The organism is Streptomyces enissocaesilis (genome assembly GCF_039533765.1).
Classification (GTDB): Bacteria; Actinomycetota; Actinomycetes; order Streptomycetales; family Streptomycetaceae; genus Streptomyces; species Streptomyces enissocaesilis.
On record NZ_BAAAUD010000050.1, the window covers coordinates 16,854 to 32,869 of the forward strand.

Sequence of the window (16,016 nt, forward strand, 5' to 3'; positions counted from 1 at the left end):
GGTGTCGTACGGCCGGGACCCGCGTCCGCCGTCCGTCAGGAGCCGGCGGTCCTCGCCGCCTCGTCCCACTTCCTGTCCAGGTCGGTGAAGAAGTCCTGGAGGCTGCCCCTCTGGGCGCCGCGCGCCATGTCGATCAGCTTCTGGCGGTAGTCGGGCTTGGCCAGACCGATCTCGGCGGCGTTGTCGATCGCGTTGACCTGCCCGGTCTCCGCCTCGGAGCGCTCCACCAGCTTGACATCGTTGTCAACGTAGTCCTTGAGCGTGCTGGGCAGGGGAGCCGACTTCACCGCGGGGACCGCGCCCTCCTTCTGCGAGTAACCGGACTTCTCGGTGAACCAGTCGATCCAGGCCCGGGCGGCCGTCTTGCGCTCGGAGTGGATGCTGACGGCCTGCTGGTAGTCGGAGACGACGGTGGCGCAGAACGCGCCGTCCTTCTGCACGGGGAAGGGCATGAAGCCGATGTCCTGCGGATCGGTGCCCGCCTTCTTCGCGGCGTCCCGCATCTGCGTGATCGCCCACGAACCGAGCTGCATGGTCGCGATCTCCCCCTTGGCGATCAGGGTCTTGGAGCTCTCCCAGTTGGTGGTGGTGGGGTCCTTCTCGGCCAGCCCGTCGTGGACGATGTCGTACAGGAGCGAGTCGATGACGTTCAGCTCACTGCCCTGCTTCCACGGGGAGACGGGGCCGGCGAGCCGGTCACCGGCCTTCGCGTCACAGGTGACCGAGCCGATGTTGTTGCTCCAGCTGCTGAGCGGCCAGCCGTCCTTGAAGTTGGTGTAGTACGGGACCGCGCCGGTCTTGTCCTTGATCGCCTTCAGGGCGGTCGTGAACTCCTCGGGGGTGGTCGACCACCGCGTGACGCCGGCCTTCTTCCAGACGGCCTTGTTGTAGACGAAGCCGTTGGCCGTGCCGAACTGGGCGACGCCGTAGACCTTGCCGCCGACATCCGTCTTGTCGCTGAAGCGGTACTTGTCCGCGAGTTCGGAGGTGGCGCCCAGGGGGGCGAAGAACTTCGGGTAGTCGCCCTTGGCGACCACGCCGGGGATCATCAGCACGTCGCCGTACGCCTTGGTGTTCATCCGGATCCTGACCTCCCCCTCGTAGTCGGTGAGGGCCTCGAACTTGACCTTCACCTTGGGGTAGGTCTTGTTGAACTCGGCGGCGTAGGCCTTCATCGCCCCGCTCTGGACGAGGTCCGTACGCGGCGTCAGGACCTTGATCTCGCCCGAGGCGTCGCCCGGGTCCACGGGGGCGGCCGCCGTCTCGCCGGAGGCGGCACCTCCGCCGCCGCACCCCGTCACGGTCAGCAGCGCGACGGTCAGCAGCGCGCCCGTGAGCGTCTTCGTCTTCCCCATGTGCCAGCTCCTTCAGGGTTGCGGATCAGGTCCGCGGTGGGATGTCGGCACTATGTCAGGCGGATGTGAACCGGTAAAGCTCTGATTTCCGGCACGATGCCCAATCGTTACCGGAGGCGGGCAATCCCTTGAAAGAAGAAGCAAAACAGGGACGTTGCGTTACTCCAGCGCCTCTGAACTGAGCTTTACCGGTTCATGGACAGAGGCTCGGAGCCGGGTTACGTTGTGCGGCGTCGTACATCCACCTGGCCCGAGTCAGGCGATTGGAGCCGCACCATGAAGGACGTCACCCAGCTGACCGAGGGCTGGAGCCTGCGCCACGAGGGGGCGCTGCTCCCGGCGCGGGTTCCCGGCTGCGTCCACACCGATCTGCTGGCCGCCCAGCTCATCCCCGACCCGTTCATCGGCCGCAACGAGACCGAGGTCGCCTGGGTCGGCAGGCGGGCGTGGTCCTACGTCACGGACCTGTCGCACGACAGCGCCCACGAACGCACCGACCTGGTTTTCGACGGGCTGGACACCGCCGCGGAGATCACCCTGGCCGGCGAGGTTCTCGGTACGACGCGCAACATGCACCGCGGTTACCGGTTCGACGTCACGGGGCGCACCGGAACGCTGGAGGTCGGCTTCGCCTCCGCCTACGACGAGGCGGCGGCGGTCCGGGACCTGACCGGGGAGCGGCCCAACGTCTACCCCGAGCCCTTCCAGTACATCCGCAAGATGGCCAGCAGCTTCGGCTGGGACTGGGGCCCCACCGTGGTGACCGCGGGCATGTGGCGCCCCGTACGGCTGGAGCACTGGTCGACCGCCAGGATCGCGCGGGTGCGCCCCCTCGTCACGGTCGCGCAGGACGGCACGGGCCGTGTGGAGGTGCGCCTGCGGGTGGAGCGTACGGAGCGGGGGGCCGGACGGCGGCTCGTCGCGCGCGCCCGCGTGGCGGGGACGCGGGCCGAGGCCGAGGTCCCCTTCGACGGCGAGGAAGCCGTGCTGCGCCTGGAGGTTCCCGGGGCCCGGCTCTGGTGGCCCCGCGGATACGGTGAACAGCCCCTCTACGACCTCGGCCTGACGCTGCTGGACGAGACCGGCGCCCTCGACACCTGGCACCGCCGGATCGGGTTCCGCACCGTCGAACTGGACCGTTCCGCCGACGAGCACGGGACGGGTTGCACGTTCGTCGTCAACGGCGTGCGGATCTTCGCGCGCGGGGTCAACTGGATCCCGGACGACGTCCTGCCGAGCCGCGTCACCCCCGAGCGCTACCGGACCCGGCTGACACAGGCCGCCGGGGCCAACGTCGACCTCGTCCGGATCTGGGGCGGCGGCATCTACGAGGACGACGCCTTCTACGACGTCTGCGACGAGCTGGGCCTGATGGTCTGGCAGGACTTCCCCTTCGCCTGCGCCGCCTACCCCGAGGAGCAGCCCCTGCGCGGAGAGGTCGAGGCCGAGGCGCGTGACAACGTTGTCCGTCTGATGCCGCACCCGAGCCTGGTCCTGTGGAACGGCAACAACGAGAACCTGTGGGGCTTCCGGGACTGGGAGTGGGAGCCGGCCCTGGCGGGCGACTCGTGGGGAGAGGGGTATTACCTCGGCCTGCTGCCACGGATCGTCGCCGAACTCGACCCCACCCGCCCCTACACGGCGGGCAGCCCCTGGTCCGGCTCCTGGGACCACCACCCCAACGACACGCGCCACGGCACCCACCACTCCTGGGAGGTGTGGAACCGGCAGGACTACGCGGAGTACCGGGCGAGCGTGCCCCGGTTCGTCGCCGAGTTCGGCTGGCAGGCCCCTCCGGCGATGGCGACCCTGCGCAGGGCCCTGCCCGGCGAGGACCTCGCCCCCGACTCCCCCGGCATGCTCCACCACCAGAAGGCCGAGGACGGCAACGGCAAGCTCGACCGGGGCGTGGCGCGTCACTTCGCCCTGCCCGGGAACGACTTCGACCGGTGGCACTACCTCACCCAGGTCGTCCAGGCGCGCGCCGTCGCGGCCGGCATCGAGCACTGGCGGGCGAACTGGCCGGTCTGCGCCGGCACGGTGGTCTGGCAGCTGAACGACTGCTGGCCGGTCAGCTCCTGGGCCGCGATCGACGGCGACGGGCGGCTGAAGCCGCTGTACCACGAGCTGCGCCGGGTGTACGCGGACCGGCTGCTGACCCTTCAGCCGGAAACCGGCGGGCTCGTGCTCGCCGTCGTCAACCAGTCGGCCGAGCGGTGGCGGGCGGCCGTCGCGCTCCGGCGCCTGGAGGCGGACGGCGCCCTGGCGGACGAGACCGTCCTCGACGTCGTGGCCGAGCCCCGGTCGGTGGTGCGGCTGGCGGTCCCGGCGGGCCTGGTGCCTGCGGAGCGGTCGTCCAAGGAGTTCCTGGTCGCGGACGCGGACGGGCTGCGTGCGGTCCATTTCCCCGTACCGGACAAGGAGTTCGCGTATCCGGAACCGCGTTTCGACGTCCGGCTGGAGCCCGTGCCCGGACAGGGGGATAGAGTCGACGTCGTGGTGACGGCACAGACCCTGGTGAGGGACCTCCTCCTGCAGGCCGACCGGCTCGGCCCCGAGGCGAGTGCGGACTGCGGCCTGCGGACGCTGCTGCCCGGCGAAGAGGCCCGTATCCGGGTCGGCGGCTGCGGCCGTGTGGACGTCGATGCCGTCCGGACCGCTCTGTTCAGTGTGGATGTGGTGTGAAGCCGTCTTCCGGACGCGTCACGATCAACGACGTCGCAGCGCGGGCAGGAGTGTCCAAGGGTGCGGTTTCCATGGCCTTCAACAACAGGCCGGGGGTCTCACCGACCACCAGGGAGCGCATTTTCGAGGCCGCCCGCGACCTCGGCTGGGCGCCCCACCAGACCGCTCGCAGCCTCTCCAGCCAGCGCATCGACATCGTCGGTCTGGCGATCTGCCGGCCGGCCCGGCTGCTCGGCCTCGAACCCTTCTACATGGAGTTCATCTCCGGCATCGAAAGCGTCCTGGCCCAGCGGTCGTGCTCGCTCCTGCTGCGCCTGGTGCGTGACCTCGACGAGGAGATCGCCCTGTACGAGAGGTGGTGGCGCAGCAAGATGATCGGCGGTGCCATCCTCGTGGACTTCCACCAGGACGATCCGCGGGTTCCGGCGCTGCAGGCCATCGGGCTCCGGGCGGTGGCCGTCGGACACCCGTCCCTGACGGGATCGTTCCCGTCTGTCTGGACCGACGACGCCACGGCGGCGGCCGAGGCCGTCCGTTACCTGGCCGCCCTGGGCCACCGGCGCATCGCGCGCGTCGGCGGCCCGGCGGGGCTCGGGCACAGCGGGATCCGGGCCGCCGCGTTCGAGTCCACGACGCGCGAGCTCGGCCTGGAGGGGCACCGTCAGGTGCCCACCGGATTCGCCGGCGAGGAGGGCGCCCGGGCGACCCGCAGCCTGCTGCTGTCGCCCGACCGGCCGACGGCGATCGTGTACGACAACGACATCATGGCCGTCGCGGGCGCCGCGGTGGCGGCCGAGATGGGGCTCGTCGTACCGGACGACCTGTCCCTGCTCGCGTGGGACGACTCGCAGTTGTGCCGTCTGACGCATCCCACGCTGTCGGCGATGAGCCACGACGTGCACCACTTCGGCGCGGAGGTCGCCCGTACCCTGTTCGGTGTGATCGCCGGCTCCCAGGGGGACTCGCTCCAGGTGCCGACGCCTTCGCTCACCCCGCGGGGTTCCACCGGGCCGCCGCCGCGCGGGTAGCCCCGACGGAACGGCTCAGGGCCGCGCCTCCTTCACCGGGGTGCGGCCCTGAGCCCTTTCTCCACCAGACCGTTGGGGCCTGCCGCCGAATGATCTTCGTTCGGGATCATGGTCTGGTGGTACGCCACCATGCCGGGACGGCTGGACGACCGGGCGGGCCTCGGCGGGATCGCGTCCCGGCCGGGGCCGGGACGGCCCGGGTCCGACCCGGCCACGTCACCGGCGACCAGGGCTGCCGCTCCGGGGCCGTACGCGGCCGGCCGCGGCGACGGAACATCCGGCGCACCCTCCCGGAGCGGTCCGACCGGATGCGCAGCCGGCTCCGGCGAGGTTGTCGTGGTGGACGCCCCATCGCCTTCGACCAGCAGGTCCACACGCGGCGCAACGTGGTGCCGGCCCCGGGCCGGGCCGGAAACGGCTCACGGACAGTGCGGTGTCCCACTCGGCTGTCTGCTCGGCCGTCGTACCCGGCAGCACGCCCGGTCGACGACGCCACCGGCAACCCGTCACCAGACCTCCGGCCGCAGTGCCGACGGGCCGGGGAAAGCCGACCACGGACATGACTCAATCGATTCGCCGGAACGCGGCCGTCCATTAAGGGGCTGCCTCACCAGGCCTACTGTGGGTATGTGAAAACGAAAGGGCCGTAGCGCGGTGCGTCGGCGGCCCTCAGGGAGCGCGAATTGCCAGCCGTCCGGCATGGGACATTTCAATATCCACTCCCGGATGAGTGGAGCGGGGGGATATGACCGTTCCTCACCCGTACGCCAGGGCTGTGTCGCGCACGAGTCTCGTGGAGGAGATATGGAAAATTCGCCCAAAATGCCTCAGATTACTCCCCTTGGCCTCCCCTTGCACGACGGTGCGGCTCACTCCGACCAGAAGATCAACGACGTAGTGATCACCGAACTTCGGGACCCCCGCCCCCTGCTCGAAGGCGGTGAACTGGTGCTGACCACGGGAGAACGCCAGCATGAAGAAATATGGCAGCGATTGTTCACGGAGAACGTCATTCGTGGAAATGCGGCGGCCATCGGGTTCGTGACCGGCTTACGACACACGGCCGCACCTGCGGCGATGCTGGAAATCGCCGAGCAGTCCGGTCTTCCTGTACTGGAAATACCCAGCCGATCACTGTTATCCAAATCCAGCCGTCTTCAGAGCCCTCCCGGAAAACCACAAGGAGCGAGCCTGCCGACCCTGTCCGAGCATCAGCGCAGGATGCTCGACGAGGTCGTGGCGGGGCGCGGCATCCCGGGAGTTCTCAACAGGCTGAGCGAGGCGACCGGCGCGCCCACGGCGGTCCTGGACCTGTCCGGCGCCGGGCTCGACCACCAGGCCGACAGCTACGACTGGTCCACGCACCGGTTGCACGACCAGCGGTTACGTATGACGACCATCGATCCCCCGCATGCCAAGACCCTGCTTCTCTCCATGGCACACAGCGACGTGGCAGCCGAGCTCCAGGAACACGCGGCACAGCTGATCCATGTCGAACTCGGCCGCACCGCCGCCTTCCAGGCGGGGCGCCGGGAACTGGCGGGACAGATCATCGAGGATGTGGTGCGTGACGCGCTCTCCGGGGCCGAGGCCGGCAGGAAACTCGTCACCATCGGCATCGACCCCGGGGCCTCGCACAGCGTCCTGCTGGTGCGCAGCGACGACGAGGCGGCCTCCCACGCCGCTCAACTCACCCTCAGCCGGACGGCGGAGGTGGTGGCCGACGTCGGAGCGTACGGCGTCGGCGTGATGCGCGGCCCTCAGTCCGCCGCCGAGTGGGCGGGCAGCCTCGCTCGGCACGGACTCGAGGGTCAGGATCTCGCGGTGGGGATCGGTGGCCCCTATCCGGGGGTCCAGGGTCTTCGCTGGGCGTTCCTGGAGGCCCAGGAGGCAGCCGCCCACGGCAGCGGTGTGCACCAGGGGCGGCTGCCCAACATGGTTCGGCTGCTGATGTGCATGCCGGATCTGCCTCTGCGCGAGGTCGCGCACAAGGCGATGCAGCCGCTTGTCGATTTCGACGCGTTGCACACGGGCGAGCTGGTGCGCACCCTGACCACGTTCCTCGACTCGGGCTGTTCCCCGCAGCAGACCGCCCGCGAACTGTTCGTACACCGCAACACGGTGCGCTACCGCCTGGAGCAGATCGAGCGGCTCACCGGCTTGTCGCTGGCGAGCACCGAGAACCGGGTCCATCTGTGGCTGGCGTCCCAGCTGCTCGCGTAGCGTCCCGTCAGCACGTGGTGCGGCCGACCCGGACCGCGTCGAGCCGTTCGCGCCCGCGCGCCACGAAGCGGTCCGCCGTCCCCGGGTCCGCCGGCCGGCGGAGGTGCCAGTCGGTACGCGCCTGGTACGCGGCGGCCACGGACAGGAGACGGTCCTCGGCGTAGGGCAGACCGCCGAGGATCGTGCCCACGGGAAGGCCCGCGCGGTCGAATCCGATCGGCAGCCCCAGCTCGGGCAGCCCGAGCATGTCGAAGGGCACCGGGTCGGTCTGGACGACGACGTCGCACTGGCCGAACAGGCCGTCCAGCACCCGTTCCAGCAGGAGGATCCTGGTCCGCTGCCCGATGAGGAATTCGTTCCCGCCGAGGAGCGCCCCCTCGAGCCAGGGGATCACGGAGACGCCGAACGCCCGCAGATCACTCCTCAGTTGCGGCAGGAACGCCTCGCTGCGCTCCGGAAGCCGTACGTTGTTGAACGCACTGCCGGTCAGCAGTTCCCACTGGGCGGGCAGTGGAACGTCCACCAAAGACACGCCGGGGATGGCGTCAAGGGTGTCGAGGAAACGTTTGCGGGCCGCCGCCGTGTCGCCGGTCCCTGAGAGGTATCCCGGTATGACACCGATCCTGGTCGGCCAGCGCAGTGCCACCCGGCCTCTCCTGCGCACGGGGGTCGCGGCCTCGATCAGGTCGGGTACCGGCGGCAGGCCCTGCGTCCTCAGGTCGTTCCTGTCGGGCCCCGCCATCACCGACAGCATGATCGCGGCGTCGAGGGCGTCCCTGGCCATGGGGCCGGGGTGGTCACGGCTGTAACTCAACGGCACGATTCCGTACAGCGACACGCGGCCCATCGTGGGCTTGAGCCCGGTGAGGTTCTGCACGTTGGAGGGCCGGGTGATGGATCCGCCCGTCTGGGTCCCCGTGCCCGCGGTGGCCAGGCGCCCGGCCACCGCGGTCGCCGTACCGCTCGACGAGGCTCCCGGGTCCACCGCCGGATCATCCGGCGCCCAGGCGTTGACCGTGGTGATCAGCCCGTCGGGCTCAGTGGCCCGGGTGGTGGCGAGCGGCCCCATCTGAGCCTTGCCGAGGACGATGGCGCCCGCCCGCCGCAGGCGTGCGACGGCCGTCGCGTCGAACGACGGCACGAAGTCCTGGAAGAGGAAGGAGTTGGCGGTGGTGCGCGTCCCGGCCGTGAAGAAGTTGTCCTTGACAGCCAGGGGAATGCCGTGGAGGAGGCCGCGTGCGGGCCGACGACCCGCCGCCCGTGCCTCGGCCGTGGCCGCTTGCGTCCGTACGAGGTTGAACGCCTGGTAGACGTCCTCATGAGCGGCGATACGGGTCAGGTAGGCCCGTGTCAGCTCTTCCGGCGTCAGGTCTCCCCGCCGGATCATGGTCATGGCCTCGGCGATGGTCAGCTCGGTGAGGTCGGCGACCGCTTCCGGGCGCGGTTCGACGAACGGCAGGGTGGCGCTGTGGCGGGGCGCCCGCGCGGCCGCCACCGCGGGCAGCGGCCCGGCGCCCGCGACCGACAGTGCGGCGGCCCGGGCGAGAAAGGCGCGCCGGTCCACTCGGCGGTCCGACGGGCCCTTCACCGTCCGGCCCTTCCGGCCGCCCGTGAGGGATACAACTGGGGCGCGGCCGTCTGCTGGCGCAGGGCGTGGGCGTCGGCCGGGTCGGTGCCGTCAGGGACCGGTATGCGGTAGGCGGCGAGCACGCCGACCGTCTGTCGCACGAAGACGCGGAGTTCGGCGAGCACGGTGTCCTGGCCGGGTGCTCCGGTGTCCTGATCGGGCCGGGAACCCTCGGGGAGCTGACCGAGGTCGATGCCGATGGACTTGAGACGGGCGTGGATCATGTCGTCGATCATGCCGTCCGTGAGGTCGCCCGCTCCGGGCGGCGTCTGCGGGCTGTCGTCCGCGCTCTCGTGCACCCGTTTCAGCATGATGTCACCCCGCCCGGGCCGGCGTTCATCCGAGTGCGCAGACTGAGAGGCCGCATGTCGGTCCAGTTCTGTCCGATCCATTCCAGGCACTGTGCGCGGTCACCGCTGACTCCCACGGGCCGCCAGCCCGCCGGGGTCTCCAGTTCCGCGGCCCAGATGGAGTACTGCTCCTCGTGGTTGACCACGACGTGGTAGTGCGTCGGGTCCTCGTGCGTGTCGTCCATCTCCATGCCTCTCCTGCTCGAGTGCCTAGGGGCGTGGCTGTTCCTGAGCCGCCGCCGGGCGCATATGGGACTCCAGATCCGTGTTGATCGTCTTCAGCACATGGGACCAGCCGCTCCGGTCGAACACGTGGGCTCCCGGCACGGATCGCAGCGTGAACGGGCCCCGGGTGGTTCGTGCCCATTGCCCCATGTCCTGGCCGGACACGAGAGGGTCGTCCGCCCCGTGGAAAGCCGTGACCGGGCAGTCGAGCAGCTCGGGTGCCCGGTCGAGGTAGGCGTCGGCGACGTGCAGGTCCGCTCGCACGAGCGGCAGCGTGATCTCCATCAGCTCCTCGTCGGCCAGCACCTCGTCGGGGAGTCCGAGAGCGGACAACTGGGCCCGCAGGCCCGCGTCGTCCAGGCGCCCGAGCGCGGGCAGCGGCCTCTCGGGCAGCGGCGCGTTGCAACTGGCGAAGAAGAGCCGCACGGGTTCCCGGCCGTGCTTCCTGCTCAGCTTCCGGGCGAGCACGAGGGCGATCAGCGCACCCATGCTGTGCCCGAACACCGCGAACGGTTCATCGACGTGCACCTGGAACAGCTCGCACAGCGTGTCGGCGATGGCCTCCAGGTCGGTCAGCGGTTCCTCCCGCCAACGCTCGGCGCGGCCGGGGAGCTGGACGGCCATCACCTCGACGCCGGCCGGGAGGTGGTGTTCCCAGCCCTTGAAGACCGACGCGGAACCGCCCGCGTACGGCAGGCACAGCAGCCGCAGCCGGGTCGGTCCCCCGGAGCTCCTGCTGACGAACCACCTGGGTTCGGAGGTCTTGCGCATCGTCGTGTCCTCCGTTCCGGTCAGGAGACGAGGGCGACGGGAAGGTGGCGGATGCCGTACGCGAAGTTGGAGTGCAGCTTCTCCACCGGCCCGTTCAGTTCGAAGCGCAGGCCGCGTGCGAGGAGAGCGCCGAGGAAGGCCTCCATCTCGAAGCGGGCGATGGAGGCACCGATGCAGTGGTGGCGTCCCACCCCGAAGGTGAGGTGCTTGTTGGGCGTGCGGGTGATGTCGAAGTGGTCCGGGTCGTCGAAGACGTCCTCGTCGCGGTTGGCCGACGAGTTCCACAGCGTCACCGCGTCACCGGCCTTGATGTGCCGGCCGCGGATGGTCACGGGGCGCGTGAGCGTCCGCTGGACGTACGTGTTGGTCGCCGTCCAGCGGAACAGCTCCTCCATCGCGCTGCCGAGCAGCTCGGGCTGCTTGAGCAGCCGTTCGTACTGATCCGGGTGCTCGATGAAGGTCAGCACGCTGAAGCTGGCCGTGTGCACCGTCGTTTCGTTGCCGCCGACGGCGAGGTTCAAGCAGTTGTAGAGAATCTCGGACTCGTGCATCGGCCGGCCATTGATCTCGGCCCGCAGGAGACGGCTGACCACGTCGTCGCCGGGGTCCTCCCGGCGTTCGTCGAGGAGCTCGGCGAAGAACTCGAAGATGTCCAGCTGGGACTTGATCAGTGTGACGTCGCTGGAGTTCTCGCCGCGGTACTCGGCGTCCCTGAAGCCGATCATGGTACGGGTCAGCCTTTGCAGCTGGGCGGCGCGTTCCGGTGGCAGCCCCATGGTGGCGGCGAGTACCCCGGTGGGCATGGCGGGTGACACCTCGGTGGCGATGTCGCCGCCACCGTTCTCGACGAGGCGGTCCAGCGCCGCTTCCAGGCAGGCGCGTACGCACTCCTTGGTCCTGGCCATGGCCGCGGGATTGAATCCGGCCTGGTGGACCTGCTGCCGGAGCTGGGTGTGGCGGGGCGGATCGGTGGAGATCAGCATCTGGCCCGAAGAGGTGTCGCTCGAACTGCGGAACGACCCGCCGAGCATCGTGCCCTGGGACGAGCTGTACGTGTCCGGGTGCAGGTATGCGGTCGCGATGTCGTCGTACTTGGTCAGGGCCCAGAAACCGCCGCTCTCGGTGGGGTTCCAGTAGACGGGGTCGTTGTGCCGCAGCCAGTGGAAGGCCTCGTACGGGGAGCCGTCGGCGAACAGTTCGGTCGCCGACAAGTCGATGTGGGGAGCTTCAGTCATGGGCGGGAGCCTCCTTCGCCGAGGGGGCCTGGTCGATCACTTCGGCCAGCTCCCGCAGCGTGCTGTGCTCGAACAGGACGTGTGATTCCACCTGCGTGCCGAGTTCCTTGACGATGGCGCTCCGTACCCGGAAGGCCAGCAGGGAGTGGCCGCCGAGTTCGAAGAAGTCGTCCGTGGCGCTGACGTCCTCGACCTTGAGGACGCGCTCCCACAGGGCAGCCAGCCAGCGCTCGGTACTGGTCCCGGGGGGCGCGGCACCGGACCTGCGGCGCACCTCGGCGGCGCGCAGGGCGTACAGCGCGTCCCGGTCCCGCTTGCCGTTGCTCGTCGTCGGCAGGGCGTCGATGACCGAGACCGAGCCCGGCACCATGTGCCGGGGCACCGTATCCGCCAGGTACCGGCGCAGCTCCGGGCCCGTCAGGTCCTCGGACGCACAGACGATGAACGCGGCCAAGGACCGTTCGCCGGACGTGTCGTCGACGAGGACGGCGGCCTGCAGCACATCCGGATGGCTGCAGATGGCCTGCTCCACCTCGGTGGGTTCGACGCGATGGCCACGGATCTTGACCTGTGTGTCGAAGCGGCCGAGGAATTCCAGCTGGCCCTCGGCATTCGTCCGTACCCGGTCGCCGGTGGCGTAGAAGCGGCTGCCCGGGGCGCCGAAGGGGTTGGGCAGGAACCGCTCCGCGGTCAGCGCGGGGCGTCCGAGGTAACCGCGGGCCACACCGACGCCGCCGACGAAGAGTTCGCCGCTCTCGCCGGCCGGCAGCGGCCTCAACTTCTCGTCGACGACATAGGTCTCGTAACCGTCGAGAGCGGTGCCGATCGGGATGGCAGTGGTGCCGTCGGGGACGGAGTCGACGTGACAGGCGGTCGCGGCGGTGGTGATCTCGCTGGGCCCGTACAGGTTGTACAGCGTCCCCTTGAAGGAGCCGGCGAGCAGATCACGGCAGGTCTTCGGCAGGAGGACGTCGCCACCGCTGCACAGATACCTGAGCGGCGAGAAGGCCTCCCGGTCCACCCGGATGACCTCGTTGAGCACGGCGGCGGGCACCAGCATCATCGTCACCCGGCGGCGCTTCAGTTCGCGGCGCAGGTCGATCGGCAGGAGCGCGTCGATCTTGGGCAGTACCACCACCTCGGCGCCGGCCGCGAGGGCCGCCCACATCTCGAGGGTGATTCCGTCGAACGAGATGCTGGAGATCTGGCCGATCTTGTCGTCCGGGCCGAGCTTCGGCAGGCTCGCGCTGCGGGCCAGCGCAACGATGTTGTCGTGGGTGAAGACGATGCCTTTGGGTTCGCCGGTCGAGCCGGAGGTGTACAGCACACAGGCGGCGGCCTCCGGGTCGCCGCGGGGACCCTCGAGGACGGTGGGCGAAGCCTCGTCGTGCGCCGGAAGGCGGTCGTCCCCGGTCCCTTCGTCCGCGGCGGGATCGTCCCGCGGCGCGTTCACCCGCACGTCCTTCGACGTGGCGTCGTCCCATGCGAGGAGCTCGACGCCCGGCGGCAGCGTGTCCACCTCCTTCGCCTGCCCGACAAGGACCCGGAGGCCGCTGTCACGCACCATCAGGTCCCGGCGCGCGGGCGGATATTCGACGTCGATGGGTACCGCTGACGCCCCGGCCCTGACGACACCCAGCAGGGCGGCTATGGCGTCCCTGCCGCGTGGCAGCCGGATGCCCACATGGTCTTCGGGGCGGACCCCGCGCTCGATCAGCAACGCGGCCAGTCGCCGGGACCGCGCGTCGAGCTGCCGGTAGGTCCAGGTGCCCTCGTCGTCGCTCACAGCCGGGCGGTCCGCGTGCCGGGCCAGGGTCTCGGCGAATAGTGCAGGAAGAGTCGGAGTGGAACTCATCTCATGTCTCCAGTCGCACTGGTGTCCTGCAGGGGGTGGTGTTCCGGTCCGCACGCGCCGGCTGTTCGCGCAGGATCGTGAAGGTGAGCACGATCATGAGCCAGTCCGTACGGAGCGGAGTCGGTGGGCGGTGGCCCGGGACGCGGCAGGCGTCGTGGAGACGCCCGACCTCGTCGGGGCCGAAGACGCCATGCCGTTCGACAAGTTCCGACGAGAGCCAGTCGCTGGTGAATTCGGGTGGCGCCCGGACCAGGAGGGCGCCGCTCCGGGCGGTGAGGGGGAACTTCTCCCGCTCGGCGACACCGGTGGGCACCGTGCCCCGGACTGCCCGCTTGAGGATGTGTTCCTCCTCCAAGTCGTGCGACTTCGGATCCGGCGTCACCTCCATGGTCACGCGTACGAAGTCCAGGTCGAGGAAGGGGTGACGGCCCTCTACCGGGTCGGCCGTCGTCATCCGGTCGCCGTGGTCCCCGAGCAGGTGGCCGGTGGGCCGCGGCTTCACGTCCGGAGAGGAGCGCTGGTGCATGCGGTGGCGCCCGCGCAGCCGGCTGCCGTCCACGAGACGTAGCGGGGTGAACTCGTACAGGAGGTCCGGCACACCCGCGCGTTTACCGAAGTCCGGGGTGAGCTCGACCTCGCCGTCCAGGGAGTGGAGAAGTCCACCGAGCGGTCCGAAGGTGCTGAGAACGGTGTCACGGAACTCCGGGTGTTCCGGTTCTCCCAGCATCGCCGCCACCGCGGCGCTCGTCGGCCGGATGACGCAGCGGCCGCCACCGAGCACGGGCGAAGCCGGGCGGCAGGGCGTGGGAGAGGTCGTCCAGCGCGCCGTCCTCGACAGCCAGATTTATCAGCGCGTTCCTGTATCCGCTTTCCTTGCGCATCCGCGCGCACAGCATGCCGACGGCGTCCTCATATCCGGTCCGTCGGCCGACCAGCCGGCAACCACCGTAGGCGTAGCCCTTCGGCGGATCCCCGTCCCATGCCGCCCATGCGTCCGCAACCCCAGTAGGCACTTGATGTATTTCGACAGGCAAGGAGTTCTCCTCCCACGCTGATCGTCAATGATGTAGTGGTATGTCCGGGCTCGTCGAATCAGCTGTCACTGCGCCCTTCACGGGGAAACACCTTCGGAGAGCTCGAAACGGCTGTCGTCACAGGTCATGCTGAGCGGGCCCGCGGTGGCGACGGCCCACTGCTCGTGAGGATGGCGATGCGGACGCCCGTCGAACCGTGCTTGTGGATCCGTCCCGACGTACACCACGGAAATCCGCTGACCGGTGGCGAATCTCCGGACGGCCCCGGCACGCAGGCTTCCGGCAGGCATCATTTCGTCCCAGTCGATCAGCACTGGTGATTCCTCCACAGAATGGGTTGGCAGAGGACGGAATCTTTCGCCTAAGCCACCCTAGGGGCGATGCACGCAACGAACCATGGGCAGTTGCACAGAATCAGCGGGACCGACTGGGCGCACCGCACACCTGGAGGGCGTCCGACGGTGACTTTCGGCCTGAATATCGAGTTCACTCCCGTGCTCGGACGTGTTCCGTATATTGGATTCTCATGAAAGATGTCGATCACACGTCCGACCCGTCGCCCCTGTCCCCTCCGGCGTCGGTTCGCGCGGAACTACCCGCCATCGCATCGGTCGTGACCGCGACGTTCCTCTTCGGGGTGACGTTCGGCGCGGTGGCCGGCGCGGCCGGCATCTCCACCCCGGCGGCCCTGGTCATGTCGCTCACCACATTCGGCGGCGCCGCCCAGATGGGAGCTGCCAGCGTGATCGCCGCGGGCGGCGGCGTGGGAAGCGCGATCCTGACCGGTTCACTGCTCAACCTGCGGTATCTGCCGATGGCCATCGCGGCGATGGGGGCCTACGGGGGATCTCGGTGGCGGCGCGGCGCGTACGCGCAACTCCTGGGCGACGAGACATGGGCCCTGTCACGCAGGCCGGACGGCAGCTACGACCGCCGCCTGCTGTTGCTGTCCGGCAGCGCCGCTTACGTGCTGTGGTTCGCGGGGACCGCCCTCGGCGCTCTCAGCGTCGGCTTCGCGGGCGACGTCAGCCGTTGGGGCCTCGACATGGTGAGCCCCGCCATCTTCCTCGCTCTGCTCTGGAAGCAGTTGGGCGAGCCCCGCACACGCGTGGTGGCCGCCGTGGCCGCCGTACTCGCACTCGCTCTCGTACCCGTGGCCCCGCCGGGGGTTCCCGTCGCCGTTGCCAGCTGCGCCTGCCTGATCGGATTCGTCAAATGACCGGTGAGTGGATTCTGGTCGCCGCTCTCGGCGTCATCGCCATCGCCATCAGGGCCGCGGGCCCCTTGCTGCTCGGGGACTGGAAGCCGTCGCACCGCGCTCAGCGCACCCTGCGCATGGTGGCCCCGGCGATCCTCACCGCCCTCGTGGTCCTGCAGCTCTTCACCACGGGCCAGGACTACCGTTTCGACGCACGGCTCGCCGGACTGGCCGCCGCGGTCGTGACGCTGGTCCTGAGGGCCAGCCTCATGGTCACCGTCGTCTCCGCCGTCCTGGCCACCGTCCTCACCCGCGCGTTGCTCGGCCAGTACTGAGCTGGTCCCGCTTTCCAGGCGTGGGCCCGAGGCGGTCATGCGTAAGACCGGCGGGCCCAAGGGCGCCGGGAAGATCATTTGGCGGCAGGCCCCGA

The 16,016-nt window shown here is 69.6% G+C and carries 15 protein-coding genes; 5 read left to right on the forward strand and 10 right to left on the reverse strand.

Going from position 1 to position 16,016, the window contains the following annotated elements:
- Positions 1 to 35: 35 nt before the first annotated feature.
- Positions 36 to 1,355: an ABC transporter substrate-binding protein gene (locus ABD374_RS25570; RefSeq protein WP_344497960.1), complete on the reverse strand. Its 1,320-nt coding sequence runs from the start codon at positions 1,353 to 1,355 to the stop codon at positions 36 to 38.
- Positions 1,356 to 1,631: 276 nt separating this feature from the next.
- Here ABD374_RS25570 and ABD374_RS25575 point away from each other — a divergent pair, with 276 nt between their 5' ends.
- The 3 genes from ABD374_RS25575 to ABD374_RS25585 all read left to right on the forward strand — a co-directional run bounded on the left by ABD374_RS25575 (position 1,632) and on the right by ABD374_RS25585 (position 7,291).
- On the forward strand, positions 1,632 to 4,040 hold the full coding sequence (locus ABD374_RS25575; protein ID WP_344497961.1) for a glycoside hydrolase family 2 protein: 2,409 nt from the start codon (positions 1,632 to 1,634) through the stop codon (positions 4,038 to 4,040).
- Positions 4,037 to 5,068 (forward strand): LacI family DNA-binding transcriptional regulator, encoded by a 1,032-nt coding sequence (locus ABD374_RS25580; protein WP_344497962.1) that lies wholly within the window; start codon positions 4,037 to 4,039, stop codon positions 5,066 to 5,068. Before ABD374_RS25575 ends, ABD374_RS25580 begins: the two co-directional genes overlap by 4 nt.
- A gap of 822 nt (positions 5,069 to 5,890) precedes the next feature.
- A complete protein-coding gene (locus tag ABD374_RS25585) occupies positions 5,891 to 7,291 on the forward strand; it encodes a helix-turn-helix domain-containing protein (protein WP_344498008.1) in 1,401 nt (466 codons plus the stop codon).
- Between the two features lie 7 nt (positions 7,292 to 7,298).
- Here ABD374_RS25585 and ABD374_RS25590 read toward each other — a convergent pair whose 3' ends face one another.
- The 9 genes from ABD374_RS25590 to ABD374_RS25630 all read right to left on the reverse strand — a co-directional run bounded on the left by ABD374_RS25590 (position 7,299) and on the right by ABD374_RS25630 (position 14,702).
- Positions 7,299 to 8,879 (reverse strand): amidase, encoded by a 1,581-nt coding sequence (locus tag ABD374_RS25590; RefSeq protein ID WP_344497963.1) that lies wholly within the window; start codon positions 8,877 to 8,879, stop codon positions 7,299 to 7,301.
- Positions 8,876 to 9,229 carry a hypothetical protein gene (locus ABD374_RS25595; RefSeq protein WP_344497964.1) on the reverse strand — a complete coding sequence of 118 codons (354 nt, stop codon included), beginning with the start codon at positions 9,227 to 9,229 and terminating at the stop codon, positions 8,876 to 8,878. The genes ABD374_RS25590 and ABD374_RS25595 overlap by 4 nt, the downstream gene beginning before the upstream one ends.
- Entirely contained in the window at positions 9,223 to 9,453 is a 231-nt protein-coding gene (locus ABD374_RS25600; protein WP_344497965.1) for an MbtH family protein, read from the reverse strand. The genes ABD374_RS25595 and ABD374_RS25600 overlap by 7 nt, the downstream gene beginning before the upstream one ends.
- A 25-nt stretch (positions 9,454 to 9,478) precedes the next feature.
- A complete protein-coding gene (locus ABD374_RS25605; protein ID WP_344497966.1) occupies positions 9,479 to 10,264 on the reverse strand; it encodes a thioesterase II family protein in 786 nt (261 codons plus the stop codon).
- Between the two features lie 20 nt (positions 10,265 to 10,284).
- Complete coding sequence (locus ABD374_RS25610; RefSeq protein WP_344497967.1) at positions 10,285 to 11,499, reverse strand: cytochrome P450; 1,215 nt, start codon at positions 11,497 to 11,499, stop codon at positions 10,285 to 10,287.
- Complete coding sequence (locus ABD374_RS25615) at positions 11,492 to 13,354, reverse strand: non-ribosomal peptide synthetase (RefSeq protein ID WP_344497968.1); 1,863 nt, start codon at positions 13,352 to 13,354, stop codon at positions 11,492 to 11,494. Before ABD374_RS25615 ends, ABD374_RS25610 begins: the two co-directional genes overlap by 8 nt.
- 1 nt (position 13,355) lies before the next feature.
- Positions 13,356 to 14,081, reverse strand: a complete 726-nt coding sequence (locus ABD374_RS25620) for an asparagine synthase-related protein (RefSeq protein ID WP_344497969.1) — start codon at positions 14,079 to 14,081, stop codon at positions 13,356 to 13,358.
- The gene (locus ABD374_RS25625; protein WP_344497970.1) at positions 14,047 to 14,367 is read right to left on the reverse strand and encodes a hypothetical protein; all 321 of its coding nucleotides are present in this window, start codon (positions 14,365 to 14,367) and stop codon (positions 14,047 to 14,049) included. The genes ABD374_RS25620 and ABD374_RS25625 overlap by 35 nt, the downstream gene beginning before the upstream one ends.
- Before the next feature lie 98 nt (positions 14,368 to 14,465).
- Positions 14,466 to 14,702, reverse strand: coding sequence for a cupin domain-containing protein (locus ABD374_RS25630; RefSeq protein WP_344497971.1), 237 nt, complete (start codon positions 14,700 to 14,702; stop codon positions 14,466 to 14,468).
- Between the two features lie 212 nt (positions 14,703 to 14,914).
- Between ABD374_RS25630 and ABD374_RS25635 the strand changes: the two genes are divergently transcribed.
- Together ABD374_RS25635 and ABD374_RS25640 are read left to right on the forward strand one after the other, a co-directional pair.
- Positions 14,915 to 15,607, forward strand: coding sequence for an AzlC family ABC transporter permease (locus ABD374_RS25635; protein WP_344497972.1), 693 nt, complete (start codon positions 14,915 to 14,917; stop codon positions 15,605 to 15,607).
- Complete coding sequence (locus ABD374_RS25640; RefSeq protein ID WP_344497973.1) at positions 15,604 to 15,921, forward strand: AzlD domain-containing protein; 318 nt, start codon at positions 15,604 to 15,606, stop codon at positions 15,919 to 15,921. Before ABD374_RS25635 ends, ABD374_RS25640 begins: the two co-directional genes overlap by 4 nt.
- Positions 15,922 to 16,016: the final 95 nt, after the last annotated feature.

Bases quoted from the DNA above. Each gene is read 5' to 3' on its own strand.
- ABD374_RS25570 (WP_344497960.1), bottom strand. From the start codon at position 1,355: ATGGGGAAGACGAAGACGCTCACGGGCGCGCTGCTGACCGTCGCGCTG.
- ABD374_RS25575 (WP_344497961.1), top strand. From the start codon at position 1,632: ATGAAGGACGTCACCCAGCTGACCGAGGGCTGGAGCCTGCGCCACGAG.
- ABD374_RS25585 (WP_344498008.1), top strand. From the start codon at position 5,891: ATGCCTCAGATTACTCCCCTTGGCCTCCCCTTGCACGACGGTGCGGCT.
- ABD374_RS25595 (WP_344497964.1), bottom strand. From the start codon at position 9,229: ATGCTGAAACGGGTGCACGAGAGCGCGGACGACAGCCCGCAGACGCCG.
- ABD374_RS25600 (WP_344497965.1), bottom strand. From the start codon at position 9,453: ATGGACGACACGCACGAGGACCCGACGCACTACCACGTCGTGGTCAAC.
- ABD374_RS25605 (WP_344497966.1), bottom strand. From the start codon at position 10,264: ATGCGCAAGACCTCCGAACCCAGGTGGTTCGTCAGCAGGAGCTCCGGG.
- ABD374_RS25610 (WP_344497967.1), bottom strand. From the start codon at position 11,499: ATGACTGAAGCTCCCCACATCGACTTGTCGGCGACCGAACTGTTCGCC.
- ABD374_RS25615 (WP_344497968.1), bottom strand. From the start codon at position 13,354: ATGAGTTCCACTCCGACTCTTCCTGCACTATTCGCCGAGACCCTGGCC.
- ABD374_RS25620 (WP_344497969.1), bottom strand. From the start codon at position 14,081: ATGCTGGGAGAACCGGAACACCCGGAGTTCCGTGACACCGTTCTCAGC.
- ABD374_RS25635 (WP_344497972.1), top strand. From the start codon at position 14,915: ATGAAAGATGTCGATCACACGTCCGACCCGTCGCCCCTGTCCCCTCCG.
- ABD374_RS25640 (WP_344497973.1), top strand. From the start codon at position 15,604: ATGACCGGTGAGTGGATTCTGGTCGCCGCTCTCGGCGTCATCGCCATC.